Annotated in this window: 20 protein-coding genes and 1 tRNA gene; 9 read left to right on the plus strand and 12 right to left on the minus strand. The window is 43.1% G+C overall.

Annotated elements, in window-relative coordinates; all coding sequences use genetic code 11:
- Positions 1 to 194: 194 nt before the first annotated feature.
- The 4 genes from ACO1R6_RS12930 to ACO1R6_RS12945 all read right to left on the minus strand — a co-directional run bounded on the left by ACO1R6_RS12930 (position 195) and on the right by ACO1R6_RS12945 (position 3,889).
- Positions 195 to 1,058, minus strand: a complete 864-nt coding sequence (locus ACO1R6_RS12930) for a fumarylacetoacetate hydrolase family protein (RefSeq protein WP_486265279.1) — start codon at positions 1,056 to 1,058, stop codon at positions 195 to 197.
- Between the two features lie 181 nt (positions 1,059 to 1,239).
- Positions 1,240 to 2,022, minus strand: coding sequence for an SDR family NAD(P)-dependent oxidoreductase (locus ACO1R6_RS12935; RefSeq protein WP_486265280.1), 783 nt, complete (start codon positions 2,020 to 2,022; stop codon positions 1,240 to 1,242).
- Between the two features lie 73 nt (positions 2,023 to 2,095).
- The gene (locus ACO1R6_RS12940; RefSeq protein ID WP_486265281.1) at positions 2,096 to 2,923 is read right to left on the minus strand and encodes a 3-keto-disaccharide hydrolase; all 828 of its coding nucleotides are present in this window, start codon (positions 2,921 to 2,923) and stop codon (positions 2,096 to 2,098) included.
- A 249-nt stretch (positions 2,924 to 3,172) separates the two neighbouring features.
- Positions 3,173 to 3,889, minus strand: coding sequence for a tetratricopeptide repeat protein (locus tag ACO1R6_RS12945; protein ID WP_486265282.1), 717 nt, complete (start codon positions 3,887 to 3,889; stop codon positions 3,173 to 3,175).
- 896 nt (positions 3,890 to 4,785) lie between these two features.
- Here ACO1R6_RS12945 and ACO1R6_RS12950 point away from each other — a divergent pair.
- From ACO1R6_RS12950 to ACO1R6_RS12970, 5 genes are read left to right on the plus strand one after another with little or no spacing between them, the layout of a single operon-like run.
- Positions 4,786 to 5,400 (plus strand): TetR/AcrR family transcriptional regulator, encoded by a 615-nt coding sequence (locus ACO1R6_RS12950; protein WP_486265283.1) that lies wholly within the window; start codon positions 4,786 to 4,788, stop codon positions 5,398 to 5,400.
- A 12-nt stretch (positions 5,401 to 5,412) separates the two neighbouring features.
- Positions 5,413 to 6,909 carry a TolC family protein gene (locus ACO1R6_RS12955; protein ID WP_486265284.1) on the plus strand — a complete coding sequence of 499 codons (1,497 nt, stop codon included), beginning with the start codon at positions 5,413 to 5,415 and terminating at the stop codon, positions 6,907 to 6,909.
- 30 nt (positions 6,910 to 6,939) lie between these two features.
- The gene (locus ACO1R6_RS12960; RefSeq protein WP_486265285.1) at positions 6,940 to 8,082 is read left to right on the plus strand and encodes an efflux RND transporter periplasmic adaptor subunit; all 1,143 of its coding nucleotides are present in this window, start codon (positions 6,940 to 6,942) and stop codon (positions 8,080 to 8,082) included.
- A gap of 55 nt (positions 8,083 to 8,137) precedes the next feature.
- On the plus strand, positions 8,138 to 11,554 hold the full coding sequence (locus tag ACO1R6_RS12965) for an efflux RND transporter permease subunit (RefSeq protein ID WP_486265286.1): 3,417 nt from the start codon (positions 8,138 to 8,140) through the stop codon (positions 11,552 to 11,554).
- A 10-nt stretch (positions 11,555 to 11,564) separates the two neighbouring features.
- Positions 11,565 to 11,819, plus strand: a complete 255-nt coding sequence (locus ACO1R6_RS12970) for an acyl carrier protein (protein ID WP_486265287.1) — start codon at positions 11,565 to 11,567, stop codon at positions 11,817 to 11,819.
- A gap of 202 nt (positions 11,820 to 12,021) precedes the next feature.
- Here the strand turns inward: ACO1R6_RS12970 and ACO1R6_RS12975 are convergent, their stop codons facing one another.
- From ACO1R6_RS12975 to ACO1R6_RS12990, 4 genes are all read right to left on the minus strand, one after another.
- The gene (locus ACO1R6_RS12975) at positions 12,022 to 12,696 is read right to left on the minus strand and encodes a hypothetical protein (protein WP_486265288.1); all 675 of its coding nucleotides are present in this window, start codon (positions 12,694 to 12,696) and stop codon (positions 12,022 to 12,024) included.
- Positions 12,697 to 12,810: 114 nt separating this feature from the next.
- Positions 12,811 to 13,554 (minus strand): M48 family metallopeptidase, encoded by a 744-nt coding sequence (locus ACO1R6_RS12980; protein ID WP_486265289.1) that lies wholly within the window; start codon positions 13,552 to 13,554, stop codon positions 12,811 to 12,813.
- Positions 13,555 to 13,745: 191 nt separating this feature from the next.
- Positions 13,746 to 14,456 carry a YkvA family protein gene (locus ACO1R6_RS12985; RefSeq protein ID WP_486265290.1) on the minus strand — a complete coding sequence of 237 codons (711 nt, stop codon included), beginning with the start codon at positions 14,454 to 14,456 and terminating at the stop codon, positions 13,746 to 13,748.
- A gap of 254 nt (positions 14,457 to 14,710) precedes the next feature.
- Complete coding sequence (locus ACO1R6_RS12990) at positions 14,711 to 15,331, minus strand: C40 family peptidase (protein WP_486265291.1); 621 nt, start codon at positions 15,329 to 15,331, stop codon at positions 14,711 to 14,713.
- 499 nt (positions 15,332 to 15,830) lie between these two features.
- Here ACO1R6_RS12990 and ACO1R6_RS12995 point away from each other — a divergent pair, with 499 nt between their 5' ends.
- Positions 15,831 to 16,184, plus strand: a complete 354-nt coding sequence (locus ACO1R6_RS12995) for a hypothetical protein (RefSeq protein WP_486265292.1) — start codon at positions 15,831 to 15,833, stop codon at positions 16,182 to 16,184.
- 52 nt (positions 16,185 to 16,236) lie between these two features.
- Positions 16,237 to 16,761 carry an acyl-CoA thioesterase gene (locus tag ACO1R6_RS13000; RefSeq protein ID WP_486265293.1) on the plus strand — a complete coding sequence of 175 codons (525 nt, stop codon included), beginning with the start codon at positions 16,237 to 16,239 and terminating at the stop codon, positions 16,759 to 16,761.
- A gap of 78 nt (positions 16,762 to 16,839) precedes the next feature.
- Here ACO1R6_RS13000 and ACO1R6_RS13005 read toward each other — a convergent pair whose 3' ends face one another.
- Positions 16,840 to 17,475, minus strand: a complete 636-nt coding sequence (locus ACO1R6_RS13005) for a porin family protein (RefSeq protein WP_486265294.1) — start codon at positions 17,473 to 17,475, stop codon at positions 16,840 to 16,842.
- A gap of 188 nt (positions 17,476 to 17,663) precedes the next feature.
- Between ACO1R6_RS13005 and ACO1R6_RS13010 the strand changes: the two genes are divergently transcribed.
- Positions 17,664 to 17,738, plus strand: a tRNA-Val gene (locus ACO1R6_RS13010).
- A gap of 312 nt (positions 17,739 to 18,050) precedes the next feature.
- Here the strand turns inward: ACO1R6_RS13010 and ACO1R6_RS13015 are convergent.
- Positions 18,051 to 18,467, minus strand: coding sequence for a hypothetical protein (locus ACO1R6_RS13015; protein ID WP_486265295.1), 417 nt, complete (start codon positions 18,465 to 18,467; stop codon positions 18,051 to 18,053).
- Positions 18,468 to 18,707: 240 nt separating this feature from the next.
- Here ACO1R6_RS13015 and ACO1R6_RS13020 point away from each other — a divergent pair, with 240 nt between their 5' ends.
- Positions 18,708 to 19,961: an MFS transporter gene (locus ACO1R6_RS13020; protein ID WP_486265296.1), complete on the plus strand. Its 1,254-nt coding sequence runs from the start codon at positions 18,708 to 18,710 to the stop codon at positions 19,959 to 19,961.
- Positions 19,962 to 20,354: 393 nt separating this feature from the next.
- Here the strand turns inward: ACO1R6_RS13020 and ACO1R6_RS13025 are convergent, their stop codons facing one another.
- Complete coding sequence (locus ACO1R6_RS13025; protein WP_486265297.1) at positions 20,355 to 21,257, minus strand: aminotransferase class IV; 903 nt, start codon at positions 21,255 to 21,257, stop codon at positions 20,355 to 20,357.
- 6 nt (positions 21,258 to 21,263) lie between these two features.
- Positions 21,264 to 21,974, minus strand: a complete 711-nt coding sequence (locus ACO1R6_RS13030; protein WP_486265298.1) for a sulfotransferase-like domain-containing protein — start codon at positions 21,972 to 21,974, stop codon at positions 21,264 to 21,266.
- Between the last annotated feature and the right edge of the window lie 289 nt (positions 21,975 to 22,263).

A 22,263-nucleotide genomic window follows, 5' to 3' on the forward strand; every position in this document is an offset into this window, starting at 1 on the left:
ATAGCAGTACCTTTTTACGCCTGAAACATTTTATAATTGTTTAGACTTATATTAGATATTCAGGTAAGTTATACAGTAAGGAATGGGAGTAGGGTAGTAAAAATACTATACCAACCAGCAAAAATATTCCTATATCTACTGGTTGGTATATAAAATACCGATGAGTCCGGTAAATGAAAGTACCTATTAAGGTATTAAGCGCCTGGAGTGTAGGCCTTCGCAATTTGGCGCGAGGAACCTAAACCATCAATGCCCAATTCTACTACATCGCCGGGTTTTAAATATTGGGCTGGTTTAAAGCCCATACCAACACCGGCCGGCGTACCCGTAGAAATAATATCGCCGGGCAGTAAACTCATAAACTGGCTTAAATAGCTAACGATAAAAGGAATTTTAAAGATAAGATTGCCCGAGTTGCCGTCTTGTTTAGTATCGCCGTTTACTTTTAACCAAAGGCGTAAATTATTTATATCGGTTAATTCATCGGGGGTAGCTAAAAACGGGCCCAGCGGAGCAAAGGTATCGCAGCTTTTGCCTTTTACCCACTGGCCACCCCGTTCTAACTGAAAAGCTCGTTCGCTGTAATCATTGTGCAGGGCGTAGCCGGCTACGTAGTTTAATGCTTCGGCTTCGGTTACGTAAGATGCTTTTTTACCTATAATCACGGCCAATTCAACTTCCCAATCTGTTTTTTCGCTGTTCTTCGGAATTATCAGGTCGTCGTCGGGGCCAACCAACGAAGAAGTTGCTTTAAAGAAAATAATGGGTTCGGTTGGTACGGCCATGTTGCTTTCGGCCGCGTGGTCAGAATAATTTAAGCCGATACATACCAGTTTACCGGGTCGCGCCACGGGTGGCCCTAACCTTTGTTCTGCCGGCACCCGGGGCGCCGTATCCTGATTTTGTTGCAGCCATTGCGCCAGCCGATCAAGGCCATTATTCGAGAAAAACGCTTCGGTGTAATCTTCGCCGAAAGCACTGGCATCAATACGGCTGCCATCGGGCAATATAAGGCCGGGCTTTTCCTGACCGGGTTGGCCAAATCGAATTAATTTCATTCGTGCAAGTTTTAATATGAGAAAATAAAATTTATTTAAAGTTAATCAACCAGCCACCTGTAGTTACATTTTTAAACTTATTACAACCACCGCTTTCATCCAAAAATTAAGGTAAGGTGGTAATGAAAAAGAAAGTGAAACACACCGGTGATGATGCGGGCAAGTAAAAAATGCTTTTAAATCAGGTATTTAAGTTAATAAAGCCGCCATCTATGGGGTAATTGGTGCCGGTGATAAAGGAAGCTTCGTCGGAGCAAAGATAAAGCGCCAGCAGGGCAATTTCTTCGGGGTTGCCCATGCGGCCAATGGGTTGGGTGCGCGATAATTTATCGAACATTTCTTTTTCCTGACCAGGATAATTTTTTTGCAGAAAACCATCTACAAAGGGGGTGTGCACCCGGCCCGGCGCAATGCAGTTACACCTAATGTTTTTTGTAACATAATCGCGGGCTACGGAATAAGTCATGGTAAGTACCGCGCCTTTACTCATAGAATAAGCAAACCGATCCGGAATGCCTACTACCGATGCCACCGAAGCCAGGTTTAAAATAACGCCGCCGCCTGTTTCTAGCAGGTGTTTTACAGCAGCCAGCATGCCATTGTAAACGCCTTTTACATTTACCTGGTAAATACGGTCAAAATCGGCTTCGGAGGTGTTTTGGATATTGCCAACGTGTGCAATACCGGCATTATTTACCACAATATGAATGGGGCCAATCTGTTCTTTAATTAAGTCGAAAACGGCCAATACTTCGGCCTGATTGCTTACGTTGCAAGCAAAAGAATTTACCTGGCCACCTTCGGCTTTAATTTCGGCTACGGTTTGGGCGGCCGCTGCCGGGTTTAACTCCAGTATGCAAACGGTAGCCCCTTGCCGGGCAAACAATGTAGATATACTGCGACCAATGCCGCTGCCACCACCCGTAATAACGGCGGTTTTACCGGCTAAACTAAATAAAGCCATCCTGCCTAAAGTTAAAAAACAGGGCTTTGTGTTACTAAAGCCCTGTTCTGTTAAATAATAAAGTTTTGGTTAATTATAGCTCACGAATCCAGATATTCCGGAAACTGATGGGTTCGCTGGGATCGCCGTGGTCTTGTAATTTAATGGGGGTTTTGCCGTGGGCAACTTTGTAGCTGTGCAGCCCAATGTACTCGGTAATACCTCTAATTTCGGTGTCGTTCTGAATAAGTACGCCGTTGTGAAGTACCGTTACCCGGGCCGCCGAAAACAAAGAACCATCGGCTTTAAAACGCGGAGCAGTGTAAATTACGTCGTACACGTTCCATTCGCCGGGTTTGCGCATGGCATTTACCAGCGGCCGGCTTTCTTTGTAAATACTACCAGCTTGTCCGTTAGAATAAGTCCGGTTGTTATAAGAATCTAATATTTGCAGTTCGTAGCCCGAATCGCCTTTGCCTACCGACGATAAAAACAAACCGCTGTTGCCGCGGCCCTGGCTGGTACCCGTAATTTTTTCCGGAATACGCCACTCAATATGCAATTGGTAATCTTCGAAAGATTGTTTTGTTTGAATATTGCCCGTGCCTTTTTTAACGGTAAACACACCTTTTTCTACGGTCCATTTGGCTGGCGTAGCGGGGTCGTTTACCGAAACCCACTGTTCTAAGTTTTTGCCGTCGAATAAAATTATGGCATCGGAAGGAGCGGCCATACCGGGCGTGTTACCAGGGGTAACTACCTTGGGTTCTGGTTCCCAAAACTCTGTCATTTGGGGTGTCATTTTAGGCGGCGTCGGCACAGCGCCCTGGCCCTGGGTTTGGGCAAAGCTTTCTGATAAAGAGAAAATACCAGTTACCAGAGCGGCAGCTAATATTTTTTTACTGGCAGTGTTTAAAATCATATTTATAAGGGATTAATAATTGCGCGAATAAATATATAAAATAATCCTTGCCTTATGCAAAACCAGTTTAGGTAATTAGTTGAAAGATGAGCGGGAATTACCCAAAACTGACTTGCAACTACCAAATGCACCATATTATAAATTAAAAGGTTTTACTACTGGTGCCAAAACTAAAAAGCCTTGGTTTTGCCAAGGCTTTTTAGTTAAACAACAAGCGTTTATCAGAAACTAACGGGTAAGTAAAAATATTTATTTACAAGTTCTAGCCAGTAAATCGCGGGCTTCGGCCGAACCCATTTGCGCCGCTTTTTGTAAATCGGAGCAGGCGCCAGATTTATTATTCAATATTACCTGGCTGTACCCGCGGCCATAGTAAGCCGTTGCCAGTTTAGGGTCTAATTTAATGGCCTGGTTAAAATCGGCCAGGGCACCATTGGCGTCCCGAACATCTAATTTTGCAAAGGCTCTTTCTACATAAGTTTCAACGGCGCCGGGTTTAAGCCGGATGCTGTTATCAAAATCGGTAATGGCTTCGCGTTGTTTTTTTAAAACTACTTTGGCTATGCCCCGGTTATAAAACAAATCGGCATCGTTAGCGCCCAAAGCCAAGGCTTTATCATAATCAGTTAAGGCCCCGGCATAGTCTTGTTTCCGGATTTTTAAAGTAGCGCGGTTGCGGTAAGCTTCGGCGTTTTTAGGCTCAGTCGAAATAACTTTGTTAAAATCGGTGAGGGCACCGTTATAATCATTTAGTTCTAATTTAGCTAAGCCCCGGTTATTATAGGCTTGCATAAAAGTAGGCTCTATGTAAATGGTTTTGGAGTACTCGGCTACGGCTTCTTTGTAAAGGCCCGCATCAAAGTATTTATTTGCTTTATCAAGCGATGGATTTACCAGATTTAAGCCTTGTGCCATTAGCCCCTGGCAGGTAATAAAAAGGAAAAAAGTAAAAAAAAGACTTCTCATGTAAACTAAACTGGTTATTAAAAATAAATTGTAAAAAGTGATATTTAATAGAGTTACAATTAAGCAAGAGCTATAATGTATTAACTCCTGATAAATAAATTTATTTTTTAAAAAGAAAAAATGATGCCAAACAAAGACAAATAAATTTGCCAGAATCTTTATGATAAAAAGTAGCCCTTATACAGGCATTATTTAAGTATTAGATTTTGTTTGTTGGAGTAGATGTAAGTGCGGGTAATAACTAATAATATATTATAAATTAAACTTAATATTATAAATTAAACTTAAAAATTATGAATCCTTTTTGAACCTTAAAATTTGTAAGCAATAGGTATAAATAAGTATTTGTAAAAATAAGAATATTTTAAGTTAAAAAGCAATATATGCCCATATTTAAATAAAAATTCTATGATTTAAGTTAAAGACACTTTTACTGGGTTAAAAGTTCTGGCACTGTTAAATATTTTAAGCGGTAAAGTGGGCTATTATACATTTTCTAACCTAATCTGAAAGGAATAACTTACTTAATCCAATACAACATTACTTAAATAGTCAATTTCTTTAAATTTAGTAGGCGTTTTGTTAACCAGTTTTCCATAGCAAATAATATTGGCTATGCCATACATTCTCCCTCTGCTTACTCTCCGCACAATAATTGTTCAAACCCCAATTTTCACGATTTAAACCCATATTTCTGTCATTCAGCCGGAAAAAACACCAGCTTACCGAGATTTGTTTGGCCAAGTATCGCTTCTGTAACACCTTTGTTCGGTAGTTCTACTAATAACTGTGTTTGTGTTATGGCTAAAGCTTACAAAGAAGCGGTAAAATTTACTTGTAGGAAACTTTGGAAACAAAAATAGTTTCCTTAGTTTTATGCCAACGTTAGCTAACGCGTGGAAACAAGAGAAAAAATATTACAGGAATCGTTCCGGCTCTTTTGCAGCCGCGGAATTAAAAGTGTATCCATGGACGACATTGCCCTACACCTGGCCATGTCGAAAAAAACTCTATACAAATGGTTCGAAAACAAAGAAGAAATTGTAAAAGCGGTTATTAAAAGGCATTTGCAAAATATAGACGAAGGTTGCAAAAGTTTAGCTAGTTGTTCGGTTAATGCCGTAGATGAGCTCCTGAAAATTAAGAACATCAATAAAAAGCTATTTGCCGAACTGCCCTCGTCTATTTTCTACGATTTGCAAAAATACTACCCAACAGCCTGGCAATTATTTAACGACTTCAAGTCTACTTGTATTCTGGAAAAAGTAAAGGCAAACATTCGGCGGGGCATGGCCGAAGGAGTTTTTCGGCCGGATTTAGATGTAGAAGTTATGGCCCGGTTACGACTGGCACAAATTGAGATGGTGTTTAATCCCGAAATTTACCCGCCTGACCAGTTTGAGGTGGGAGAGGTGCAGGGTGCTTGCCTGGAGCATTACCTCATGGGCATTGCTACCCTAAAAGGACACCAGCTTATTTGTAAGTATAAACAAACTGCCCCAGAAGAATAAATAATCTTAACTATGAAATTACAAAGATTCATAATCATTTGCCTGGTAAGCACTTTTACCACTTACCGGGCAATGGCCCAGGGAACTGCGGCTCCCCAAACATTTAGTTTGCAACAGGCTATCCGGTTTGCTCTGGAAAATCAGCCTATCATGAACTCGGCGCAACTGCAAACAAAAGCCGCAAAAGCCAGGGTAGGCGAAATCCGGTCGATTGGTTTGCCCCAGGTTAGTGCCGGCGTAGACTTAACCGATAATTACAAACTTCAGAAAAGCCTGGTTGATGTATCTAATTTTGGCCCGGCCGGACAGCAGCAGGTAACCATTACACCGCAAAATTTAGGCGAACTTAATAGCGGCCAGAATGTGGTGCTGGTGCCGGAGTTTGTACCGGCTACTGAACCGGTAGCGCCCGTTTATTCGGCTTTTGCCTTTGGGTTACGTTATGCCGGATCGGCAGCCATTACCGGGAGTCAGTTGCTTTTTGATGGTTCTTACCTGATTGGCCTGAAAGCCGCTAAAGTTTACACCAACCTGGCCCAGCGGCAAGCGCAACAAACCGAGCGCGACATTATAGAAAATGTTACCAAAGCTTACTATGGTGTGCTGGTAACCCACGAGCGAATGGCTTTACTTGATCAGAACCTGACCCGCCTGGAGAGAGTACTGCGCGAAACCCAGGAAATTTACAAACAAGGTTTTGCTGAAAAGATTGATGTGGACCGCTTACAGGTAAGCTACAACAACTTAAAAGTAGAAAAAGAAAAAGCCGAACGGCTGCAAGCTTTAAGTGTAGATCTGCTCAAGTTTCAGATGAGTCTGGACTTAAATCAGCCGATAACCTTAACCGATAAACTGGACAATGTGGTGGTAGACGCCCAGCAAGTAGCGGCAACTAATTTCGACTACGGCCAGCGCATAGAATATGCCATTTTAGAAACCCAACGCGATTTGGCTATGCTGGATGTTAAAAACCGTTTGGCTGGTTACTACCCGCGTTTGTTTTTAACCGGCCGGTACGGCATTAATGGCAGTAGCCGCACCTTAGGCGATTTAATGGAATTGCGCACCAAAGACATGGGCGTAGGTTATTCTGGGCCTAACTTCCCGAACTGGTTTTCTTTTGGCTCGGTTGGGCTGAGCTTGCAGGTGCCCATTTTTGATGGATTGAGCAAGAAATACCAGGTGCAACAAGCCCGTATTGCTGTGGAAACGGCCAACAATGGTTTCAAAACCCTGAAGCAAAGCATCGATCTGGAAGTGCGCCAATCTAATACCAATCTGCAAAATGCCCTTCAGGTACTTAAATCGCAGCAAGAAAGTTTAACCTTGGCCCAGGATGTAGCCCGCGTAGCCAATATTAAATTTCAGGAAGGAGTAGGTTCTAACCTGGAGGTAGTTACCGCCGAAACCGAGCTGCGCCAGGCTCAAACCAATTATTATGGCGCGGTGTACGATGCCATTATTGCCAAGGTAGATTTACAGCGCGCGAACGGCACTTTAGTAAAATAAATAATATTCCCAACCCACTGATTTAAAATTATGAATAATAAAATAGGAGTGCTCATTTTAACTTTTGCAATAGGTTTATCGGCCTGCAACAAAGAGGCGGGCAGCAAAGAAGAGCAACTGGCGGCTCTTAAAAAACAGCAAACCGAAATCCAGGGTCAGATTACCAGCCTGGAAGCACAGCTCCGGGCCGAAGGTAAATTAAGTGCCCCGGTTGCGGCAGCAGTGCCGGTAGGCACTTTAACTGTAACACCCCAGAAGTTTAGTAATTATTTAGAAGTGCAGGGCCGGGTAGATTTCGACCAGAATGTGGTGGTTAGCGCCAAAGTGCCGGGCGTATTAACCAGTGTGCGGGCCAAACGCGGCGACCGGGTAAGCAAAGGTCAGGTTTTAGCTACCATAGATGCGGCCATTCTGGACCAAAGTGTAGCCGAATTACGCACCAGCCTGGATTTAGCCCGTACCGTCTACGAAAAGCAAAAAAATCTCTGGGATCAGAAAATTGGTACTGAAATTCAATATTTACAAGCTAAAAATAACAAAGAAGCCCTGGAACGCCGGCTGGCTACGCTGCGCGAGCAACAAGCACAGTATGTAATTAAAGCACCTATTAGCGGCGTAATAGATGAATTCAACCCGAAAGTAGGTGAAGCCGTTGGCCCCGGATCGCCAATGCCAGTGGCCCGGATTGTAAATACCACTGGCTTGAAAGTAGTGGCTGATATTCCGGAAGCGCATGCTGGTAAATTACACAAAGGGGTAAACGCCATTGTGTCTTTACCGGATATTGGGCAGGAGTTTCCGGCTAATGTTACGGCCATTACCCAGGTAATTAATACTTCCAACCGCTCTTTCCCCATCGAAATGAGAATTAAAGGGCAAATGAATGCACCCCTCCGGCCCAACATGGTGGCGGTGGTAAAGGTGCAGGAATATAATAACCCGAATGCCTTGGTGGTGCCGGTAAATGTTATTCAGAAAGATGAGTCGGGTAGTTACGTGTACGTAGTAGAAAAGGCAGGCAATGGCACCGTGGTAAAGAAGCGACAAGTTACTTTGGGCCAGACCTACGCCGGTAATACCGAAATAACCAAGGGGCTTAACCCCAATGATCAGGTAGTTACGGCTGGCCAGCAAAATTTGAACGAAGGTCAGGCCGTGGCTTTGAATAAGTAAAAATATTATGGGCTTTCGGGTAGGCTGCGGCCGCCCGGAAATTAAAGCTTAAATCATGAAAGAAACCAAAGGTAAAATCAAAGAGTTTTTCCTGACCAGCTTATCCATTGATAATAAAACCAGCATTTACGTGCTAACGGTAATTATCACGCTGGCCGGTATTATTACCTACAACCGTCTCCAGAAAGAAAACTTCCCCGATATTGTTATCCCCACCATCATGACCGGGGTGATTTATCCGGGCACTTCGCCTTCCGATATGGAGAATCTCGTAACCCGGCCTATTGAAAAAGAAATCAAATCTATTTCGGGGGTAAAACGGGTAACCTCTAACTCCATGCAGGATTTCTGTATTATTTCGGTAGAGTTTATGACCGATGTGAATGTGGATGCGGCCAAGCAAAAAATTAAAGATGCCGTAGACCGGGCCCGGTCGGATTTACCGAACGACTTGCCCAACGAGCCCCAGGTGCAGGAAGTTAGTTTTTCCGAAATGCCCATTATGTACCTGAACCTATCGGGTAACTACAGTGGCGATAAACTGAAAAATTACGCCGAAGCCGTGCAGGACCGCATTGAAACCTTGCCCGAAATAAACCGGGTAGACATTGTGGGTGCCCTGGAACAGGAAGTGCAGATTGATGTAGATTTGTACAAAATGCAGGCTGCCCAAGTTACGTTTGCCGATATCCAGCGGGCCATTCAGCTCGAAAACATGACCATTTCTGGTGGTTTGTTAAAAGTAGGCGAAATGCGCCGGGCCGTGCGCGTGGTAGGGCAATATACCGATGCCAGCCAGATTGGTGGTATTGTGGTAAAATCTTTACCCGGCGGTAATATTCCGCTCCGCGATATTGCTACCGTAACCGACGGTTTTAAAGAACGCGAAAGCTACGCCCGCCTGGATAACAAACCCGTAATTACCTTAAATATTATCAAGCGCAGCGGCCAGAACTTAATTGAGGCATCGGATAAAATCAACAATATTCTGAAGGAAATGGAGGGTACGGCCTTGCCGAAAGATTTACAGGTAACCGTTACCGGTGATCAATCGAACACGACCCGCCATACCCTGAACGACCTGATTAATACCATTATTATTGGGTTTGTGCTGGTAACTTTTATTCTCATGTTCTTCATGGGAACGACAAACGCCCTCTTTGTGGCCTTGTCAGTGCCTATTTCGGCCTTCCTGGCGTTTTTGGTAATGCCGGCGCTTGGGTTCTCTTTGAACATGATCGTGCTGTTCTCGTTTTTGCTGGCTCTGGGTATTGTGGTAGACGATGCCATTGTGGTAATCGAAAACACGCACCGCATTCACCACCAGTTTGGTTGGAATATTGTAAAATCGGCGAAAGCTGCGGCCGGCGAGGTGTTTGTGCCGGTGCTGGCGGGTACTTTAACCACGGTGGCACCATTTGTGCCGCTGTTATTCTGGCCCGGTATTATTGGTAAGTTTATGTACTTCTTGCCCGTAACGCTTATTCTTACTTTAATGGCGTCGTTGCTGGTGGCGTTTATCATCAATCCGGTATTTGCGGTGTCGTTTATGGGTAAAGAAGAAACCCCTAACCCGGTAAAAGCCCGCAAGACTTTCCTGTACTGGATGATTGGCCTGGGTGTTTTTGCCGGCATCTGCTATCTGGTTGGCTGGATTGGTTTGGCTAACCTGACGGTATTTATCATGCTGTTTATTGCTCTGAATAAATACGTGTTTACACGTTGGATAAATGGCTTTCAGACAAAAGTATTGCCGCGCTTCATGAATGTTTACGAGCGGGTGCTGCGGAGTTTATTGGTGGGCCGACGACCGTTTGTGGTGCTGGCAGCCGTGGTGGCTTTATTAGTCCTTTCGGTAATTGCTACCATTATGCGACAACCTAAAGTAGACTTTTTCCCGCAGGGCGATCCGAACTTTATTTATACCTATTTGGTGATGCCGGTGGGTACCGACCAGGCCACTACTGATTCGGTAACCAAGTTGGTAGAAAAGCGGGTGTACGAAGTAGTAGGGGAAAATAACCCCGACGTAGAATCTATTATTTCGAACGTGGCCATTGGCGCCGGCGACCCAATGGAAGCTTCTTACCAGGCCGAGTCGAATAAAGGTAAAGTAACCGTGGCCTTCCGGGAGTTTCAGTACCGTACCGGGCCGAGCTCACGCACTTATATGAATAAAATCCGGGAAAAAATTAAAGACATTCCGGGTGTAGAAATTACCGTAGACCAGGAGCAAGGCGGCCCACCGGTGGGTAAACCGGTGCAGATTGAAGTAGCCGGCGAAGATTTTGGCACCCTGATTAAAGTAGCTCGTAAAGTAGAACGATTAATTGATTCGTTGCAGATTGGGGGTATCGAAGATTTGCGTTCCGATTTGCAGGATAAAAATCCGCAGATAAGCGTGGAAATAGACCGGGTTCGGGCTAACCGAGAAGGCATCAGCACCGCCCAGATTGGTTCGGAATTACGGACGGCCATTTTTGGTTACGAAGCTTCTAAACTGAAACGCGATGAAGATGAGTACCCGATTCAGGTGCGTTATGCCGAGCCTTACCGCTCTAATATTGATGCGCTGATGGATATGCGTTTGACCTTCCGTGACATGGTTTCGGGCCAGATCAAGCAAATACCGTTGTCGTCGGTAGCCAAAATCGATTATTCTACTACGTACGGTGGTATTCGCCGGAAAAACGTGAAACGGGTAATTACCTTGTCGTCGAACGTGCTGGCGGGTTATAATGCGAATGAAATAAACGAAACCATCCGGCAGAACCTGCAGCAATTTAAAACGCCTGAAGGCTACGAAGTAAAAATTGGCGGTGCCCAGGAAGACCAGCAGGAAACCAGCGATTTCTTAAGTATTGCACTCATCGCTTCTGTCGGGTTAATTTTCCTGATTCTGGTAACGCAGTTTAATTCTATCTCTAAGCCGCTAATTATTATGTCGGAGATTATATTCAGCTTAATTGGGGTATTGCTGGGTTTCTCCATTTTTGGCATGAATATTTCGGTGGTAATGACGGGCGTGGGTATAATTGCCCTGGCCGGTATTGTGGTGAAGAACGGTATTTTGCTGGTAGAATTTGCCGATGTGCTGCGGGAACGTGAAGATTACGAATTGCACGAAGCGGTGGTAATGGCGGGTAAAACGCGTTTAACGCCGGTATTATTAACCGCCACGGCCGCTATTCTGGGCTTAATACCCTTGGCTATTGGCCTAAACATTAACTTCTTTACCTTGTTTTCTGAATTTGAGCCGCACTTTTTCATAGGCGGCGAAAGCGCCGTATTCTGGGGACCATTGGCCTGGACCATTATTTTTGGCCTGGCTTTTGCTACAATTTTAACTTTGCTAGTGGTACCGGCCATGTACCTAATTAGCGAAACTTTAAAAATAAAGATAAAAGGCAATAAAACTATGCAACCTTCTGTGCCGGTAAAGCATCCTACTTATAAAGAACAACTTGCTTAAATTCAATACCATGAGAACACAATCGACTTCGGCTATTCAAAATGAAGTTATCAAAATAATCAGTCGCACCAAAGAAATCAAACCCTCGCGTTTGCGCACCAACGCTAACCTAAGCCAGTTTGGGTTTGATACCGTAGATGTAGTAGATATAATTCTGGAATTAGAAAAGAACTTCCATATTATTATTCCTGACGAAGTACCTATTGATACCGTAGGCGACTTTGTAAATTATGTGTCGTCGCACACAAAGGAACAAACGGTATAAAGTGTTTAGGGCAATAAATAAAAAGAGGCTACCTGTAAGGGTAGCCTCTTTTTATTTCAGGAAATAAGGTTAACGCTAACAAGGTACTTTTGCTTGGGCAACTACCTAAAAGATTAACTACTTTATTTCTGAATGTTCTAGCGCATTTAGCTTCTGGTAAACTGGTTTTTAAGAGGCAAAAGGTTTAGAAAAAAATATTAAATTAATCCAGGTAAGGTTTAAAATCTACCCTTTTGAGTACATCGTTTTTAAATATTAAATAAATGTAGTCTGCGCCTTCGGTGGCACCAATCTCTATATTGTCGGGTAAATATTTTTCTCTTTTTAGAGCCGGAAACAAATTTTTTACCTCGGCTTTGCGCTGGCCAATTTTTAAATCGTACTGAAAAATAGGTAGGGGGTCGTTAATGGCCGCTTCCTTAAAAAAGCACTTCGGTTCGGCACTTACGGCATATAAGGTTATGTAAGAACCATTTTTTTGCAAGGTAATCAGGGTATCAGTTTGATTTTTTACAAAGTGGTTACGCGTGGGTGTTTTTTTTACCTGCACGTTAGTGCCCATTAATTTCCTGACTTCGCCCAGCGAAATAGAATCGAGCAGAAAAGGGCTCCGGGCAAAATCGTCTTCTACCCGCAGGGTATCCGGGTCGGGTACGTAAGCCAATACCGGGATTTGTTTATGAGGCGTTTCCTTCCGTGCTTTTGTTTCGGGTTGCGGCTCAGAGCAAGCGGCATTCATAACCAAGGCGGTATTTACCAGTACCAGGCAAACTAAACGAACGGACAATGCTTTAGCCAACATAAACCGGGAGGTGTTCTTTCTCTGGAAGTAAATATTTACTTTATACGTAAGTTTGTACCGGACGCGTAACCCCAAAGTAAAAGTTTTTTAATATTTTAAGTTTTGGTGATTTATATTTCCTTTTAGGGCAACTTATGTTTAAACCAGATAGCTGCAACAGGTAGGATGGGTAATATTTTGCCGGAAATATTAATAAATATCAATGCGGTATTTTTTCATTTCTTTATCTAAACCCGCCGCATTGCCGCTAATTTTATCTAACAAAGCCCAGAAATGTGGGCCATGATTTTTCTGGACGGTGTGGGCCAGTTCGTGCAATATTACGTAATCGCGTAGGTGGCCGGGTAGCCGCATTAAATGTAAATTAAGGTTAATGTTATTTTGGTAAGAACAACTGCCCCAACGGGTGCCGGCCTTTTTAATCACTACATTCTTATAAGTAAACCCAAACTGGCGGGCAAAATAATCTACGCGCGTGGGCAAATAGCCTTTGGCTTCCTGTCGGTAAGCTTCTTCCAGGGCTTTCCGGATAAACTGCTGAATATCGGTATCGGTGGGTTGGCGATAGGCTGGATAATACACCCGAATTTCGGTGGGCGTTAAACGGGCTTTAAAGGTGCCTAATGCATGCGGTATTAATTGCAACTGGTGCGAGAACGTATAATATGTTTGCCCCGGCACAAAAACTGTGAGGTTGGTTTCCTGCTTTTCTATTTTGGGCAAATGTTCTTTAACCCAATCTAGTTTACTTTCCAGAAAACGCTGGGCTTCGTCGAAAGTAGCGCGGGGCGGCACAATTACTTTAATGCCTTTAAGTGGTTGTAACTTAATACTGATGCGTTTGGCTTTTAGGCTGCGTTGCAGCAACACGGCACCAATGTCAGGCAAATTAATTTGTAAAGATTGCAGGGCGTACGACGAAGATTTGGGCACAAATATTTAACCTGTTAGATACCCAAAATTACTACTTTTTAGTAATAAGTAGAAAGGAATAAGTTGTAAGTATTTTGAACTCAAATTTAAACAATCAGGGATTATAGCCTTACTAAAATTGCTTTAGAGTATGTAGCCTTTCATTGTTTTCTAAGTCTGCCTATTTACAACTTATTACTTACTATTGTATATTACCGGATATTACCGCCGGTCCGGCTGTCGTCGTTATTTGTACTGGGTATGCGGGTGCTGTCGGTAGTGGCAGCTCTAACGTTGGGTTCGCCGGAACCGGACGAAGTAGCCCGGATAGAAGCATCGTCGGGTGTTTGTTCCGGGTTTAGGTCATGGGCCGTAAAGTCTTTAACCAATACTTGGTTAGCCGGATCGTTTATATTGTTATTATCGTTAGAAACATCGGGGGGCGTAGTAGGCACCGTATTGGCAGCGGTAGCGGTAAAGGTGCTGTTAGCAGCCTGTTGGGCCTGGTTGCCTTTTTCCCAAGCTACAAATTTTTCCATTTCGCCTTTAATACTGGTCATGTACCAGGCCAGCAAAGCTACATCATCAAGCAAACCAACTACCGGAATAAAGTCGGGTACAAAATCGATGGGTGTTAAAAAATACAGCAGTACGGCTATGCCGCCAATTATGGTACTGGTAGGTATGCCGTTGTACTCGCCGGTTACGGTTGCTTTTATCAGGCGGAATAAAATTTGCAGATTATCCCAAACATCGTGGGCAATGGTACCTACATCTTTATTTTCGCTGGCTTTTTTATAGGCGTCGTTTAAGAGTTCTTTTACCCGTAAAGGTTTTTTAAAGTAGCTTTCGGCTTGGCCTAATATTTTTTTAAAAGTGCCGGAGTTGGCTATGTTTTCTCCGCTATTTGTTTTGTTATCCATAGTTTTGTTCTGGTTGTGTTTTTAAATTGTTTAATAAATTGGGATGCAAATTTAATGGGTGCGTTTTAAATATTATGGTTTTGCCAGGCAGCCGGCAAATCGATTAAAAAGCCTTTTTACTAGCCGGTAAAGTAAATATACTTTATCTGTTAAAAATAGTTGTTAGCTCCCGTATGTACGGATATCAAATGCCGGCATAAAAGAAAAGCCCGCTGATGAGGTCAGCAGGCTTTCAGAATTTAAGCAAATATTTTTTACATTACCCGGCCAGCGGCATAATAATTACGCTGGTAGTATTGCTCTTTCAAAGAACTAATGCGTACTCCCCCGCTGGAGGCAGAGTGCACAAATTTATTATTTTTTAAGTAAATACCTACGTGGTAAATGGGCTGGCCCGGACCCCGCCGGAAAAATACTAAGTCACCTTCTTTTACTTCGGATTTTTGAATGCGTTTTACATCCTGAAACATAGATCGGGAGCTACGGCTTAAATCTACGCCATAAACTTCTTTATAAACCTTGGTAACAAAGCCCGAGCAATCAGTACCCTTTTTAGAACTGGAGCCGCTGCGGTAAGGTGTGCCAATCCAGTCGGTAACTGTTTCTATTAACTCTTTATTTTCGTTGTATTCTAATTTTACGCCCAGGGTTTGCGAATAATAGTTGTAAAACAAAGAATCTTTAAAAGACGGAACATCAGGATTTTTGTCTATTGGGTAGTAGTTGGGCGAAGTTGCTCCGGGCAGGAGAGAAGCGGTATAAACGTTGGTAGTAGGCGCCGGAGTAGGGTTGGAAACGGGAGTAGGTGTTTTTTCGAAGAAGAAGGATAACACAAGTGATACGGCGGATAAACTGCATAAAATACTATTCTTCATAAGGTGTCTTTAGAGCTTTAAGCTTATTTTGGGTTTAGGACTACCACAAAAAATAAGCTATAATAGCTGTTTGTTAGATAGATTTTAAGTTCGAAATAATATTTTTTAACTATATCTAAAAGCTTTTTTGGCTTTTTTGTAGTCCTAAATTAGTAAGTGCTTGTTAAAGTACCAAATAAAAAAGGTTGCAATTTTAAAATATTTTTTTTGCTATCCTTTAAAAGTGATATTTTTATACTTTTCCCGGGTTAAGTTAACAAACGAATTAAGGTGGCCCTAAAATAAAAAATAATTTTAATATCAAAAATTTATGATATTAAATATAATCGGCCACTTACCTGATACTTAAGGTAGTTACAGTTTACAGAAGAGAACTTTTTTATCTTGATGTTTCGTAAATTACTGAACCATTAGAGATTAATAATAAAACAAAATGGATTTTGCGGGTGCAATAAAAAGCCGAAGCAAAATTTTTTATTTTTTTTCGTATGAATATTTCATGGAATACAGAATTGTAGAAAAATCGCCGTTTGCCCGCGTGGCCCGTTGGGTTTTAAAATCTTCGAACGTAGCCATGGTATTGGGCAAAACAATTCACTTAAGCGGGGTTAAAAAAGAAGAGTTTTTGCAGAATACTTCTTGGGTTGCCCACGAACTTTGCCACATCCGGCAATTTAAAGAACACGGGTATCTGCGCTTTTTGTGGTTGTATTTGTTAGAATCTGTCCGGAACGGTTATTACCAAAATAAATACGAGGTGGAAGCCCGGTTAGCCGGCACCAAAGAAGCCTTAGCTGCTAAAGAAAAAAATAGTAAAGACCGGCTTAACCAAACCCCGGATAACCCGGTATAGCTATTTTAGAAGTAAGCGCAGCTTTTCCTTATCCTAAAAATATGCCTGCTATATGTTAAACCAAGACCCCGCCAGACCATTGGTAAAAGCGCCGGAAAGTAAATTGTTTGTTCGTTTCCAGGATTGTGATCCGTTTGGGCACTTAAATAATGCCCGCTTTCTCGATTATTTCCTGAATGCCCGCGAAGAGCACACCTATAAATATTATAATTTAAATTTAATGGAGCTGGCCCGCCAGCACCAAGCCAACTGGTTGGTAACCAACCATCAGATTGCGTACTTAAGGCCGGCTAACCTGGGAGCCACTATTTATATCCAGACCAAGCTTGTTCACTTCGATAATACTACTATTGTAATTGAAGGCACGATGCTCAATAAAGATAAAACCAAACTTAAATCGCTGCTCTGGACAACTATGCGATACGTAAGTTTAGAAACCGGTAAGCCAACCGAGCACCCCGATGATATTATGAATACGCTGGAACTAATAGACAACGACGAGATTATGTACGACCCGGAAGGTTTCCAGGAACGGATTAAACAAATAACCAAACAACTAAAAACGCAATCAGAATAGCTGCCGTTTACATTAAAAAGAAAGCGGGGAAATAAATTTATTTCCCCGCTTTCTTTTTAATGTAAACGGCAGCTACTTTTAACGGGTACCAATCCCTACATAAACCTGAAAGGTGCCGTTTTTAATGTCGCGGTTAATATTATTAGCTACTTGCCGGTAAGTATCCTGGTAAATTTCCCGAAGGCCTAAACTGTACCGGGCACCTAGCCGGAAGTAAGATATCCGGGCTTCTACGCCGCCCACTAAACCATAATCTAAGCTTTGGTAAGAAAATTCTTTGTTTATTTCCGTATCGCCTTCTTTTACGGTCATGAGCAAAGAGGCTTGTGGCCCCACATGAAAACTAACATTATCGAGCGGGTTAAATACCAACAAGAGGGGTACATCAAAATAATCTAGTTTGCGGGCAACATTGGTAGAATCGTAACCTTTGCGGGAATATAAAATTTCGGGTTGCAGCGAGAACCAATCGGTAATGCTAAACTGGGCAAAAGCGCCAACGTGGTAGCTGGTTTTGTTTTTTAAATCCATGCCCGAATCTACACTCCTGACATCGGCAAAATTAAGGCCGCCTTTAATACCAAAGCCGGCATTTTCGGGAGCGGTGCTACCCTCCAGGTTGTGGTTAATGGGAGCAGTAGTAGTAATGCGACGCTGGGCATTGGCCGCAAAACTTAAAAAAATAAAAAGCAGGGGTACTAAAATCTTTTTCATAGTAATAACATTAAATCGGGAACGCGAACAAGCCAATATTTACTTTAGCCTGGTGTTGCTATATACTAGTGGTAAGGTATAATGTTTCAATACCAATTACTTGGCGGGTTGCGTATATAAGCTGACTAAGGCTATACCAGGCTGGTTTATTTTAATATTGGGGGTAAACTTGTATCTTTGTACCAGCGGGGGCATTAGCTCAGTTGGTTTAGAGCGCTACCTTGACAGGGTAGAGGTCACTGGTTCGAATCCAGTATGCCCCACTCCTTAATTTCCTGGCCTTAAAACCCTTTCCAGTTCTGGGAAAATATACCCCCAAATCTGCTTGTAAAGCCTTTAATCAAGATATTTGATTGGATAGGCTTGCACTTCTAAATCAGTATTGACTAATCTAGCGGTTCAGTAGGTAGTACAGTAGTTTTATATGGTGAGTATTGCTTATTATCCTACCAAATAAAAGTGGTTTTCCGCTCAACAGGAAACCCACTTTTTATTTATAAGCTGTTTTATTTTAAGCAGGAGAATATTTCTTTTTAATGAAGTGTTTTAGTTATAACTGGAGCATAGGAGGCTAGCTACTGCTTAGGGTTTTGTTTAGAAGCCAGCCATTGTAAAGCTTTATCTTCCGAATCCAGAATTTTAATGTGGGTGGCCGGTGAAAAATTTTCGAGGTATGCAATGCCCAAGGTATCGCGCACTTTAATATAATGGGTAGGAGAAACCAGGTAAGCTACGTAAATTTGTTTTTTTAGCAGAGCTTCTATCCGGGGGAAAAAATCCTCCAGAATCCACTTTTCGTCTTCGGAGCGAGCGGGGCCCCGCCGGCGTAAATCAAACAACCAAAACGATGCTAGTTGCTGTTGGGCTACGGTAAAAGCATATTCGTAACCCGCTTTAAGTTGCTCTGAGGTACCGGGTTGTATAAAGCGGCAAAACAATATATTTAGGTCGAGCCTGTATGTAACACTAATATTCTCTAACACCTCAACCATATTGCTTAATTTTGTGTAAATCTACAAAATAGTAAGACGTCTTAAAAGTTTCTTTGGCCATTTATTCTGCTCCGCCCAAAGCCCTTATTTTATTTCTGTTTTTGGCTTTTTACCATGTTCCGGATATGGCCAGAACTACTCCTGCCACGGGAAAAACTCAGCAAAAATGAATAATCTTTAGATTGGGTATTTAACTGAACCTGGGCTTTGCCGTAATTAAAGGGGCTTTAAAAGAATTACATGACACCTGCACCTGTGCCGGACCGCAACGATCCGTATGCCGTTCTAAAAAATGCTGAATTCCGGTTATTCATATCTGCCCGGTTATGCTTATCGCTAGCTCTACAAATACAAGGCGTAGTAGTAGGCTGGCAGATCTACAGCATTACCAAAGATCCGCTTTCGTTGGGTTTAATTGGTTTGGCCGAAGCCATTCCGGCTATAGTAGTGGCGTTGTATGCCGGCCACGTAGCCGATAACAATAGCCGGAAAAAGATAATAATTACTTGCGTGGCAGCCTTGCTAATCTGTGCCGTGGCTTTGCTTTTTTTTACCTTACCGGTTGGCCATAATTTATTCGTTACTTTTGGTATTTGGCCTATTTACCTGGTTATCTTTTTTACCGGTATTGCGCGCGGATTTAACAATCCGGCTGTTTTTTCTTTTATGCCGCAAATTGTAAACAACAAGCAGTTGTATGGTAATGCGGTTACCTGGTCTACTACTACGTCGCAGGGGGCATCTATGGCTGGGCCCGCCATAGGCGGTTTGCTTTACGGATTTTACGGCATTACGGCCTCTTATACCGTTGATGTGCTATTACTGTTTTTAGCCACTATTTTCTTTTTTCTCATCAGCGCCAAGCCTTTACCAGCATCCGAAAAGCGGCTGCCCATTAAAGAAAGCTTATTGTCGGGTTTGCGGTTTGTATTTGGTAACCAAATAATTTTAAGTGCCATTTCGCTCGATTTATTTGCCGTGCTATTTGGGGGAGCAGTGGCTTTGTTGCCGGTTTTTGCTTCCGATATCTTGCGTACTGGTCCGCAGGGCTTAGGTTTTTTGCGGGCAGCCCCGGCGGTTGGCTCTATATTAATGGCGGTTTATCTTACGCATAAGCCCATCCGGAAAGATGCCGGCAAACGCATGTTGCTGTGCGTAGCGGGTTTTGGTTTATGTATCATTTTATTTGGCTTATCGCGGAGTTTATGGTTTTCGTTGTTACTGCTGGGATTGAGCGGCGCTTTCGATAGCATTAGTGTCATTATCCGGCAAACCCTGATGCAAACCCTTACGCCCGAGCACATGAAAGGCCGCGTGTCGGCGGTAAATAATATTTTTGTGGGTTCTTCTAACGAGATTGGCGCTTTTGAGTCGGGTACGGCTGCACGGCTAATGGGGGTAGTGCCTTCGGTAATATTTGGCGGTTGTATGACTTTGTTGGTGGTGGGAGTTACGGCTTATAAAGCTGATAAATTAAGAAAGTTGCAGTTGTAAAGAATGCTTTATTCAGCGGATAGGTAGAATATCTTCTGAAAGATTTCATCTTTAAATGCAGTGGTGCTAACTAATTTTACAAACCTAAGTTTGCTCCCGGCCGCGGGCCCCGTCGGTGGGTTCAGACGGTCTAATCTTCCTTTGCTCGTACCTCGCAATGCTAAAGCACCGGAATCTTACAAGAGCATCTTCCAGAAGGTATTCACCTTACTAACTGCTGTATTTGCCTGTAGCTTGCGATTATGAATGGCAGTAGTTTAGTTTCTAAAGGATGCTAGCTGATATCTTAAATCCTGTTCATTCTGAATGGCGATTATTGTTCTGGTTTAACGCTAATCGTTAACATTCGTCCAATCCCAAAGACAAACAATAATCAGCAATCAACAATTACCTTTAAAATGGCAGCTTTACACCGTAAACTGGTATTTTAGTAACGAAGTGCTCTTGTAGCAGGTCCAGGATGGCCGAACCGGTACGGTTAATTATCTGGCGGCCGTCTATTTCGTGCACGGGGGTAAGTTCGCCCATGGTGCCGGTGGTAAAAACCTCGTCGGCGTTGTAGAACTCCGTTAAAGATAAATTTTTTTCGGTAGCCGGTATTTGTAGTTCTTCGGCCATTTCCAGCACCAGTTTACGGGTAATACCGGGTAAACAGGCGTCGGGTAAGGGCGTAAATAATTTGCCGTTTTTAACCATAAACAAATTTGTGGCATTGGTTTCAGCTACAAAACCCAACATGTCCAGCATAACGGCATCGTCGGCTCCGGCCACATTGGCTTCTATTTTGGCCAGAATATTATTAAGTAAATTGTTATGGTGAATTTTCGAATCCAGAAACTGCGGATTGTTGCGCCGAATGGCACTGGTAATAAGCCGGATGCCGTGGGCGTTGTCGTAAACGGGTGGTTTGTGCTCGGCCAGTACAATTAAAGTGCAACCGGTTTGGTTCAGGCGTGGGTCCATGCCCGAGGTTACTTTTTCGCCGCGGGTGAGCGTAAGCCGGATATGGGCATTATCGCGCATGTTATTGGCTTCGAGCGTAGCAAAGATTGCTTGTTTTATGTTTTCGGCGCTGGGAACCTGGTTAAAAGCTAAGGCGTGCGCCGAATAGTGTAGCCGGTCAATGTGCTGCTCCAGCATAAATGCGTAACCATCGTAAATTCTTATGCCCTCCCAAACGGCATCGCCGCCTTGTACCACACTATCAAAAACCGAAACTTTGGCTTCTTGCCGGGAACATAAGCCATTTACCCAAACTTTAATATCGGCATTGGCGGGGTTATATTTTTGCTGCATTTTTTATTAGCTAATTATCTTCTCTTTTAATTTTAGGTAATACGGTAAAGCCTCTCTATAAACCGATGTAAGTGCCTCCGGCAACGGCGTGGCTTCTGCGTCGGGCGGCATAAAACTAGTTGATTGGTGCACATTGTGATACCAGTAAGGTGCCCACACCCCGTCTTCGGTTTTAGGGCCCGCTGGCCACGATAGCATTTCCGGTGCAAAAGGTAAATTAATGGCGCTACACAATTTTTGCAAAACTACCTCTGGGTTTTTTCGCACACTATTGCCGTCTATTACTACCGGGGTTTGTCCTGCGGCTTCTAACCAATCGTACAACTCAGCCTGAAATTTTAAACCTATATCGTCCAGTGTCGGAAACTCCCGCACCTTGGCGTAAGAGGCCAGCATTTGCTGCGGGTCGCGAATCAGGAAAATATTTGTGAAATTTTTTATCTGGCTATAATCAAAGCCCTGCAAATGGTGCCCCATATTTTTTACAAATACGTGGCCTTTCTGCTTTTCACTTTCCTGGATCAGTTTAAATATTTGGGTTGGTTCTTGCGACATACTTTCCAGAACCTCGTTACGGCCTGGGTGTTGCAAACCCGTGTGTTGTAAATAAAAAGCATAGAAAGGCTCGTCTAAAGCTACCGTATCAGCCCGTTGGGCAAATGAATACATCAGGGCCGTAGAAATATTGCGGGGTCCTGCAATCAGGTGTATAATCATAAAAATACTAAAAGCTTTGGTCCGGAGGCTGCTATTTATAAATATTCAACAAAATGAGCCTTAAATAAAAGGGAATATTTTAATGAGCCGCGGTCGGCAGTCTTACTTACTTTTTTAGTCGGCTAATTACCGGCTAGGAAAAGTAATAAATTAGTCTCTGGCGTACAACCCGCAATTTAGCCGCATCGGCAACCAACCTGCCTGGCATTGAAAGATATTAGTTTACGCAAATAGCTGAGCGTTTTCTCAGATGGCTTTAAAATGGAAATATTTAACTGCTCTGGTTCTG

It is taken from the genome of Adhaeribacter sp., assembly GCF_057359045.1.

What these genes read in the sequence shown, in the direction of transcription:
- ACO1R6_RS12930 (WP_486265279.1), bottom strand. Translation starts at nt 1,058, where the DNA reads ATGAAATTAATTCGATTTGGCCAACCCGGTCAGGAAAAGCCCGGCCTT.
- ACO1R6_RS12935 (WP_486265280.1), bottom strand. Translation starts at nt 2,022, where the DNA reads ATGGCTTTATTTAGTTTAGCCGGTAAAACCGCCGTTATTACGGGTGGT.
- ACO1R6_RS12940 (WP_486265281.1), bottom strand. Translation starts at nt 2,923, where the DNA reads ATGATTTTAAACACTGCCAGTAAAAAAATATTAGCTGCCGCTCTGGTA.
- ACO1R6_RS12945 (WP_486265282.1), bottom strand. Translation starts at nt 3,889, where the DNA reads ATGAGAAGTCTTTTTTTTACTTTTTTCCTTTTTATTACCTGCCAGGGG.
- ACO1R6_RS12955 (WP_486265284.1), top strand. Translation starts at nt 5,413, where the DNA reads ATGAAATTACAAAGATTCATAATCATTTGCCTGGTAAGCACTTTTACC.
- ACO1R6_RS12960 (WP_486265285.1), top strand. Translation starts at nt 6,940, where the DNA reads ATGAATAATAAAATAGGAGTGCTCATTTTAACTTTTGCAATAGGTTTA.
- ACO1R6_RS12965 (WP_486265286.1), top strand. Translation starts at nt 8,138, where the DNA reads ATGAAAGAAACCAAAGGTAAAATCAAAGAGTTTTTCCTGACCAGCTTA.
- ACO1R6_RS12970 (WP_486265287.1), top strand. Translation starts at nt 11,565, where the DNA reads ATGAGAACACAATCGACTTCGGCTATTCAAAATGAAGTTATCAAAATA.
- ACO1R6_RS12985 (WP_486265290.1), bottom strand. Translation starts at nt 14,456, where the DNA reads ATGGATAACAAAACAAATAGCGGAGAAAACATAGCCAACTCCGGCACT.
- ACO1R6_RS12990 (WP_486265291.1), bottom strand. Translation starts at nt 15,331, where the DNA reads ATGAAGAATAGTATTTTATGCAGTTTATCCGCCGTATCACTTGTGTTA.
- ACO1R6_RS12995 (WP_486265292.1), top strand. Translation starts at nt 15,831, where the DNA reads ATGGAATACAGAATTGTAGAAAAATCGCCGTTTGCCCGCGTGGCCCGT.
- ACO1R6_RS13000 (WP_486265293.1), top strand. Translation starts at nt 16,237, where the DNA reads ATGTTAAACCAAGACCCCGCCAGACCATTGGTAAAAGCGCCGGAAAGT.
- ACO1R6_RS13005 (WP_486265294.1), bottom strand. Translation starts at nt 17,475, where the DNA reads ATGAAAAAGATTTTAGTACCCCTGCTTTTTATTTTTTTAAGTTTTGCG.
- ACO1R6_RS13015 (WP_486265295.1), bottom strand. Translation starts at nt 18,467, where the DNA reads ATGGTTGAGGTGTTAGAGAATATTAGTGTTACATACAGGCTCGACCTA.
- ACO1R6_RS13020 (WP_486265296.1), top strand. Translation starts at nt 18,708, where the DNA reads ATGACACCTGCACCTGTGCCGGACCGCAACGATCCGTATGCCGTTCTA.
- ACO1R6_RS13025 (WP_486265297.1), bottom strand. Translation starts at nt 21,257, where the DNA reads ATGCAGCAAAAATATAACCCCGCCAATGCCGATATTAAAGTTTGGGTA.
- ACO1R6_RS13030 (WP_486265298.1), bottom strand. Translation starts at nt 21,974, where the DNA reads ATGATTATACACCTGATTGCAGGACCCCGCAATATTTCTACGGCCCTG.